Origin of the sequence: uncultured Campylobacter sp., assembly GCF_937949835.1 — a bacterium.
Lineage (GTDB): Bacteria > Campylobacterota > Campylobacteria > Campylobacterales > Campylobacteraceae > Campylobacter_B.
Genome location: NZ_CALEDC010000509.1, coordinates 1 through 8,475 on the forward strand (window position 1 = coordinate 1; position 8,475 = coordinate 8,475).

The 8,475-nt window shown below is 45.4% G+C and carries 9 protein-coding genes; 3 read left to right on the forward strand and 6 right to left on the reverse strand.

Annotated elements, in window-relative coordinates:
* On the forward strand, nt 1–455 hold a 455-nt coding region (locus Q0256_RS11310), incomplete at its 5' end, for an FAD-dependent oxidoreductase (protein WP_297963186.1).
* 155 nt (nt 456–610) lie between these two features.
* Here Q0256_RS11310 and Q0256_RS11315 read toward each other — a convergent pair.
* The 5 genes from Q0256_RS11315 to Q0256_RS11335 form a co-directional block, all read right to left on the reverse strand.
* Nucleotides 611–1,339, reverse strand: a complete 729-nt coding sequence (locus Q0256_RS11315; RefSeq protein WP_297963189.1) for a hypothetical protein — start codon at nt 1,337–1,339, stop codon at nt 611–613.
* A gap of 279 nt (nt 1,340–1,618) precedes the next feature.
* Nucleotides 1,619–2,509, reverse strand: a complete 891-nt coding sequence (locus Q0256_RS11320) for an MMPL family transporter (protein WP_297963190.1) — start codon at nt 2,507–2,509, stop codon at nt 1,619–1,621.
* Nucleotides 2,484–4,436 carry an MMPL family transporter gene (locus Q0256_RS11325; protein WP_297963191.1) on the reverse strand — a complete coding sequence of 651 codons (1,953 nt, stop codon included), beginning with the start codon at nt 4,434–4,436 and terminating at the stop codon, nt 2,484–2,486. The genes Q0256_RS11320 and Q0256_RS11325 overlap by 26 nt, the downstream gene beginning before the upstream one ends.
* A 23-nt stretch (nt 4,437–4,459) precedes the next feature.
* A complete protein-coding gene (locus Q0256_RS11330; RefSeq protein WP_297963192.1) occupies nt 4,460–5,044 on the reverse strand; it encodes an ABC transporter substrate-binding protein in 585 nt (194 codons plus the stop codon).
* A gap of 2 nt (nt 5,045–5,046) precedes the next feature.
* Entirely contained in the window at nt 5,047–5,766 is a 720-nt protein-coding gene (locus Q0256_RS11335) for a VacJ family lipoprotein (protein ID WP_005869706.1), read from the reverse strand.
* Nucleotides 5,767–5,949: 183 nt separating this feature from the next.
* Between Q0256_RS11335 and Q0256_RS11340 the strand changes: the two genes are divergently transcribed.
* Together Q0256_RS11340 and Q0256_RS11345 are read left to right on the forward strand one after the other, a co-directional pair.
* On the forward strand, nt 5,950–6,738 hold the full coding sequence (locus tag Q0256_RS11340; RefSeq protein ID WP_297963193.1) for a TOBE domain-containing protein: 789 nt from the start codon (nt 5,950–5,952) through the stop codon (nt 6,736–6,738).
* 99 nt (nt 6,739–6,837) lie between these two features.
* Entirely contained in the window at nt 6,838–7,656 is an 819-nt protein-coding gene (locus tag Q0256_RS11345; RefSeq protein ID WP_297963194.1) for a replication initiation protein, read from the forward strand.
* A 133-nt stretch (nt 7,657–7,789) separates the two neighbouring features.
* On the opposite strand, the gene Q0256_RS11350 is transcribed toward Q0256_RS11345, so the two are convergent.
* A complete protein-coding gene (locus tag Q0256_RS11350; RefSeq protein ID WP_297963195.1) occupies nt 7,790–8,356 on the reverse strand; it encodes a hypothetical protein in 567 nt (188 codons plus the stop codon).
* Nucleotides 8,357–8,475 lie beyond the last annotated feature (119 nt).

The following is an 8,475-nucleotide window of genomic DNA, read 5'->3' on the forward strand; positions in this document are numbered from 1 at the left end:
CTAAAATCTGTTCTAAAGTCTATCTGATCCATCGCCGCGATGAGTTTCGCGCCGCGCCTTCGACTGTGCAAAAGGTGCGCGAAAGTGAGAATATCGAGCTCATCACAAACGCGCTCGTAGAGCAGATCAAGGGCGATGCAAGCGGCGTGACGGGCATAGTTGTCAAGGATAAAACAAGCGGCGCTGCGCGTGAGCTGCAACTACCCGGGATCTTCGTATTCGTGGGGCTTGACGTACGAAACGAGGTGCTAAAAGACGAAAGCGGCAAGTTTATCTGCGACGTCACGCCGGGCGGACAGGTCGCAGTAAATTTAAAGATGCAAACAAGCGTACACGGGCTATTTGCGGCGGGCGATATGAGGCAGGATGCGCCTAAACAGGTCGTTTGCGCGGCAGGCGACGGCGCGGTTGCCGCTCTTAGCGCGATCGCGTATCTGCAAGGACACGATAAATAAGCTTGTGCTCGGCGTAAAATTTCACAGCGCGGCGGGCAAAACTGCTTCCGCCGCGCTTTAAATTTAAAACTTCACATAAAATTTTGAATGAAATTTTGATATAAAAAGCGGCTAAATTTTAAAATTTCATAAAATTTAGCCGCGAGATGAGGCGCTTATTGCCTTTCGTAGAAGCCCGCTATGACATCTTTTGACTTCATTTTATTTACGGGATCTTCTTTACCGTTCGTGATAAGTTTAAATTTATCAGACAGAGTTACGCTTTTACCCTCATTTACGATAAAATTTAGCTCGATAGCAAGCTTTGATAACCCATCTTCTTTATGTCCGAAGCTCGCGTCCAATTGCTCTGCCGTTATTTGCGAGTAATAAATGGCTGCTTTTAAGCGCTCCATAATAGAGTCTATGTAGATTTCGGTATTGCTTTCTTTTAGTATCTCCCCTTTTAGTTTGTCGTCGCAATCGACCGACTTCCATTCCTCCTCAAAAATTCTATTTTGCCTTTGATTTTTAAGCGTTTCTTGAAATTTAGCTTCGTTTAATTTGCAGTATTCTTTTGCCGGCTTAAACAAACCCTGCGCGTCGTAAGCCTTGCCCTCATAAAAAGTCATAACCCTTTTTAAAGATGAGTCCAACATCTCTTGTTTATATGATTTAAGCCTCTGCTCTACATCCACGTCGCAGACCATCTTAACCGTTTTTAATCCGCTATTTTCCTCTTTACTCCAGGTGATATTTTTGCAGATTTTCGAACCCTCTATCGCCGTACCGATACTCATAGACTTGAAATCAGGCAAAGTGTAGTCTTTCACGAGCTGTATCTCATCCGCTCCGCATCCTGTTGAAATCAACGTGGCAAGCACGGCGCCTAATGCGTATTTCATACTCGCTACTTCAAGAAAAGTTAACGAGCAATGCTACCCCCCCCACCTGCTTAAAAACGGGTAAATTTAGGGCTGAAATTTGAGATAAATTCGCGAAGTACGTAGCTAAAAGCGTGAAAGATAAAATTTAAAGATGGAATTTTTAAAAGAATTCGGCGAGAGAGGGAGGGAATCGAACCCCCCGGAAAACGGTCAACCGCCCTCCTATCGGATTTGAAGTCCGCAGACGCCACCAGGTCGCCATCCTCTCCAAATGCGGGAATTATAGCGAGATAAAATTTATTTAGCTTTAAAGAGGCTAAATTTTAAGCTCTTTCGGCTCATTATTAGCGACGGCAGGATTATGAGCGCGCCTAAAAGAAGCAGGCTCATCACCAGACATATTAACATCCCGAAGTAGATCGTAGGCCAGAAATTACTCATCATCATCACGCTAAAGCCCAAAATGATCGCAAACGACGTATAATACATCGCGTATCCGATACTTGCGTGGCTCGCGCGGATAGCCGCAGCCTCGTCGCCCAGGCACGCAAACTCCCGCTTGTAGCGATAGATATAGTGGATGACATCGTCCACGCCGATACCGATGCTAATCGCCGCTATCGTGATACTCATGATATCCAGCGGGATGCCCGCAACGCCCATGATGCCGAAGCAGGCGCAAAGCGGGATTAAATTTACGACGATCGCGATAAGTGCGTATGAAAAGGAGCGAAAGATGATCACGAAAAGCACGAAAAGCACGAGCACGGTGATACCCAGAGTGTCTATCTGTGAGCTCATCAGGCTTTGAAGCATATTGTTATAAAGCACCATTATGCCGCTAATCTGTGCGCTTGCCTGCTCGCCCTCGAGCAAAGAATTTAGCCCGCTTTGCAGATCTTTTAGGAATTTTGCTCTGCGTAAGCGCGGATCGCTGTCTATCGTGCGGACGCTAAAGTGCGCCTCGTTCGCTTCGATATTCACAAAGGGCGAAAGCACCATTTCGCGGTAGTTTGCGGGCATTTCAGAGTAGATTAGAGCAAGGCTCAGATCGTCCAGATCGCGCCCCTGATTAATCTGCTTGCCGAGCTTTAAAAGCGATGCGAGCGAGCTTACGTTGCCGATAAACTCGTGTCCCGTGACGTTTTTGTCCTTCAAAAAATCATCTATTTTGCTGATGATACGCATCTTTTCGGAGGTGAACCAATACTGCGGCTTGTTTTCGTTGGCGGCGTATTCGGCTTCGAAATCGCCAAAATCGTCGCTCGCGGTGGAATTCTGCTCTAAATTTATGGTGTCGCTTGTTTGCGATGTCGTGACTGAGCTTTGCTCGGGAATTCTGCTCTAAATTTGCGGCGCGGGTTTGATCTAAATTTACGGCGTCGCTTGGCTGTGTTGCCGCAGCGGAGCCTTGGGGCATAGAATTTTCTGCAATAGAATTTTGCGCCGTAGCGGTAGAATTCTGAGAAGCGGAATTATGCGCGATAAAATTTTGCCCCGCGGGATTAGAATTTTCGCCGTTCTTAGAATTTGCGCTGCCGCTCGCGGAATTTTCACTCTCGCTAGCAGAATCCGCGCCGCCCGCGCTTTTAAATTTAACGACGATATCAAGCGGGATCGTTCCGCCGAGATTTGTATCGATGACCTCCATGCCTGCGCGGATGTCGGTGCTTTTTTTGAAGTAGCCGATGAAGCTGTTTTCGACGCGTAGCTGCGAGATACCGTATAGTCCAAAGATCACCGCCGCAGCGCACACGCCATAGACCGCGCTTCTGCTACGTAGCGCCGTTTCGGCGCACCAAAGCGTAAATTTAAAGTGCTGCTCGAAGCTGCGGTTATTGTGCGTGCGCCTTAGAAGCGACATAACCGCGCCGAATACTCCAAATGCCGTAACTAGCGAGATACTGATGCCTACGCTCATCATAATTCCCAGAGAAATTACGGGTTTTATATCGCAAAAAATTAGCGACATAAAGCCGATAACGGTCGTAAAGATTGCGAAAAAGCAGGGTCTTGCGCGCTCGCGCAGCACCGCATAAACGAGCTGGCGCTGCGAAAAGGCGTGAAAGCGCGCGCTAAACTCGCGGTAGGCGACGATTAGGTGGATACAGACCGAAACCGTTATGATGAGTTGAAGCGCTATGAAATTTGAGCTAATCACCGTGACCTCAAAGCTCAAAAAGCCGAATAATCCCGCTGCGAGCACGACCGAATACGCGCAGATGATAAGCGGTAGCAGGATAAATTTCGCCTGTCTAAAAAAGAGCCAAAAGCAAGCTAACAGAAGCACCAAGGCGCCGAGTCCGTAGGTCGCCAGATCCGAGCGGACGTAGCCCACCATATCGTCTGCGATCATATTCAGTCCGCCTAGAAACAATCGGTCGCCCGCAAATTCCTTCTCAAAGCCCGCGATCAGCGCGCGCAAAGCCACAATGTCGCGGTGATCCTTTTCGCGCAGCTCGTCGCGGTAGGATTTGAAATTTTGCTCCGCAACTTTAAGCGCGTCTTTGAGCTGTGAAATTTGAGCCCCCGAGCGGTTGCCCTCGTGCTCCGCTTGCTCTAGAGCGCTTTTAGCCCCGTCTCTTAGGCGCAAAAGCTCCTCGTAGCGGGTCTGCGGCTTTAAATTTATTAAAATTGCGGTAGTGCGAAAATCGGCGCTTACTAAATTTGATGCGTAAAAGGGGCTTGTGGCGAACTCGCGCCTAGCCGCGGTTAAATTTACGTCCGCGTCGGTAAGAGTGGGTATGTGCTTAAGCAGCTCGCTCATACCGCCACCTTTGTTTAGCAAAAGCGGCACATTCGTGATGTCCGTGACGCTAGCGACGAAATCCAGCTTGGAAAAAGCTGCGTCCATCTGCGCTATTTTGCGGATCGTCTCGGGCGCTAAAAGATCGCCCGCGGGAGTGTATGCAAGCACCAAGAAATTCGGCGTTTCGTAGCGTTTGGATACTTCGCGCCAAATTTGAAGGTCTTTGTCATTATCTAGTAGAAGCGTCTGGCTCGAAGCGTCGATCTCGAGCTTTGTGGAGTAATATCCGAAAAAGAGCGCCAGCGCCGTAAACAGCGCGAGCGTGATTTTCGGAAACGCGACGATTAAGCGAAAAATTTTTTTCAAATACCGCTCTTTTAGGCGTGCCGCTATTCGCCGCTATTGATGACAGTGGAATTTAGCCGCTTTATAAGCTCGTCAAAGCCCAAGCTTTGCGTTACGTCGCCTAGCTGCGAGCGGTAGGTCTGAATTAAGCTGACGCCCACGATATCGACATCGTAGATGCGCCAATCAGAGCCGTTAGGATAAAATTTAAAATCTATGTCGTAATTTTTCTGCTCGCCGATGACCTGCGTTTTTAGCACGCGGCGCTTATCGCTCGGGCTTTGTTTACTTAGCACCTTCATATCCTGATCGGTATAAAGCGAAAGCTTTTCGATAAAGGAGCGCTTTAGATGCGCCTCGAAAGCTTTGTTAAATTCCGCGATCTGCGCTGGGCTAAGGCTAGCGTAATGCTTCGCAAGCGAGAGCTTTGCCATCATCTTATAATCAAAATAGCCGTCGAAAAGCGCAAAGATTTTCGCGGGCTTTGCGTCTTTGGGCGCGCTGCTTCGCATAATGCCTACGGCCTCGGCGACCTTTTGGCTCATCACGGGCTCGATATCCGCATCGTTAATGGCGTGCGCCGAGATCAAAAGCGCTCCGCAAAGCGCTAGAACTTTTAAAATTTTCATTGTTATTCCTTTATTAGTTTCTCGCGATTTTGCTCGTAAGCATCGCGTAAAAATGGATACAGATCCACCGCATCTTTGGTCATTTTTTCATAAAATTTTGGATCGCGCGAGTAGTCGTTAAATATTCTAAATCCATTGACGGAGTTTCGTACCGTGCCGTCTTTAATATAATTTATCGGGTTTGAAAAATAATCTCCTACAAGCCCCGCTGTATCGCGGAGATTGCTCTGTCCTAAGATCGGCCAGACGATGTGAGGACCCGCCGGCACGCCCCAATATCCGAGCGTCTGCCCGAAATCCTCGTCGTGGCGCGGAATTCCGTAGTATTTGCCTGCCATATCATTAAGCCCGCCGAAGCCGACGGTCGAATTGATCAAAAATCGCTTCGTCTCGTCCCAAGAATTTTCAAATTTACCCTGCAATAGGTTGTTTACGAGCCTCATCGGATATAAAATATTATAGAAAAAATTTGAAAACGCGCCCTGGATCGGATCGGGCATTACATAGTCGTAACCGCTGGCTACGGGGGTTAATATGTATGAGTAAAATACGTCGTTAAAGCTCGTCATAACGCGGTTATAGCCGCTAAGCGGATCGAAAACCTCGCGCTTGGCGAACTCCTCGTCAAAACCATCCGTATCGCTAGGCGCTACGTCTTGCTTTTGCGAGCAGCCGCAAAGTGCCAATGCCGCGGCTAAGAATAGAATTTTTATAAATTTCAAATGCGACCCTTCTTTATAAATCAAAATGGCGATTTTACAAATTTAAAGAAATTTTGTCAATAAGGGTAAAATTTCGTATAGAATTTCTCTCTTTATATCGCAGAATAAAGCTTATGGCTCTTTAAGAAATATATCAGAGGATATATTATAAAATCACGCGAAAGTAAATAAGAAAGGATGAAAATGGACGCAAAATTTGCTTTGGAATTCCTGCTTGGCAACAAAGCATCGCTTTTAGCCAAGCACATTAAGCTGCTTAAGGCCGTAGATGAGACTAAAAGTATTACAAAGGCCGCAGAGATCGTAGGAGTGTCGTATAAAAACGGCTGGGATGCGTTAAATTTAATCAACAACGCGAGCAAAAAGCCGCTCATCGTCCGCACTCAAGGCACTAAGAAAAATAGCGGCTCGGAGCTTACCCCCTACGCTCACAAGCTGATTCGCGCCTATGATGCTATCAGCCACGCAGGCGAGACGTTTTTGAGTGAAATTTTAAAGCTTGACGAGATCACCGAAGAGAGCCTTTTAAGCTTAGAGAAGATCGGTATGAAGCTTTCTGCGCGCAATCAGCTAAGCGTTGAGATTACGGATGTTCAAACAGGCGCTGTAAATTCTCAAATCACGGCTAAACTCGCAGGCGGCGAAATTTTATGCGCGACGGTAACCGTAGAGAGCGAAAAGAATTTAGGGCTAAAGGCTGGCAAGGATGTGCTGTTTTTATTCAAGGCTCCAAGCGTCATCATTGCCAAAGGAAGCTCGGAGAAGCTAAAACTTAGCACGACGAATCAAATCAAAGGCACGATTAGCGAGGTCAAAATCGGCGCGGTAAACGCAGAGATCTGTCTAGGCACAAGCTCGCATCAAAACATCACCGCGATCATCACGCGAGAATCTGCCACCGCGATGGCTCTAGGAGTAGGAGATGAAGTAACGGCGATCATCGAGCCTAGCGAGATCATTATTGGCGCGTAATAGGGTGAAATTGGGTGCTCAAAATTTTAAAATTTAAGTCGCAACACATTAAATTTACTCTATTATAGCAGTTAAATCTTTAAACTGCGAGGTATAGATATGAGTGAAATTTCTTTCTATTTTGAGAAAGGTGATTTCGTGTTAAAAGCCAGTAGAGTTGTTAAGGCCGAAAAGAGCGGCATGCTTGTCTTTCGAAACAAAATGAACTCTGTGTTGTTCCCGGTTAATTTCACGGCTAGGGATTATGATATTTTCTTTACGATCTGCTGGTATGCCAAAGAAATGGGCTATACCGAAAATAAAGGCTTTATCGATATGCCGTATTCCGAGCTTGCGCGTTTTTATGAAAAAGGGATAAATAAAACCAGATTCAATGACGAAATAAAGGTATTTATCGATAAGGTTTTAGGTCGCAAAGGTTCGGCGATTTATAGATCGATTACCCATACGGAAGACGATGAAATTTTAAGCGTCGGTGTATTCTTTATCGATATCGATACTTTTAGAAACAAGCAGATTCTTCGTTTCAGAATGAATAAGCGCGCTCTTGACGTCCTTTTTGGAACTCTTAAATTTATGAGGATAAACCTTTACGATTTCGTTGCGATTAGGGGCAAATTTGCAAAGACCTTATACCGGCTCTTGCAACAATATGAAAATATAAAGCCCGATAAAGATGGCTTTAAATGCGTAAATTTTACTAGATCTGATTTTGAAAATTTTATGTCTGCGCCTGAATGCTACGGATCAAAAGATATCGACTGTCGGGTAATCCAACCGTCCATTAACGAGCTAAATGAGAGCTATTTTAAGAAACTGATATTTGAAAAGCAAATCTCAAATAAAAACAAAAAAGCAGTAGTCGGCTATTCGTTCAAATTTATTTTAAATGAAAAAACAGAAAAGATAGGGGCTTAAAACCGAGCCCCTGCCGCTTTGGGTGTCCAACTTATCGTCTTTGACTTCGTTCGTCGCTTATAGGGCTTCTGGGGACTTAAAATTATCTTAAAATAATGCGATTCCCGGCGTAAGTAAATCGCCCGGCTCTGCTCTATCCTCTTATTCTCATCGCGATGTATTCGTCCGTGTCTAGGTCATAGTTGTTCGCTTCAGCCTTAAACTGCATCAGTTCGTCAAAGGTAAAAATATCCTTTAGCTCGTATGTGGCTAAAATTTTAACGTCTGAATACGTCAGGATGCTTACTTCTAGGTTCTCTGCGATTTGCCTGATTTTCTCTTTCTTGGCATCACTTACGAATACGATATAATTTTTTATATGCTGCATGTCCTTTGGATCGTTTGGCTGCGGCGCCTCGATAAGCCCCATTTTGAACCGCACAAACTCGCTCATGCTGGTGTTGAACCATTTGGCCTGATCATAAATTGTTATCAGCACATCGTCTTTTATATGCGGTATCGGCGTCGTTAGGGCGAGCTCTATAAATTTGGCCAGCGTATACGTCGGATATTTTTTTCGTATTTTTACGGCCAGTTCCTTTGAAAATTTCGTTCCTATCGCCGCTTTGCTCTTTTTTGCCGGCGCTTCTTTTTGCGTGTCCGCCCCAGCTATAAATTCATCTAATTTGTCCGTAGAGTTGCTTGCTCTTTTAAAGTCCATTTTCTTCCCTTTTATTTTTTTAAAATTCTAATCTCTTAATCTTAATAAAAAATAAAATATTAAAAATTAAGATAGCATTATTTTTAATTTTTCACAAAACTAAAAATAATAAATTTCCT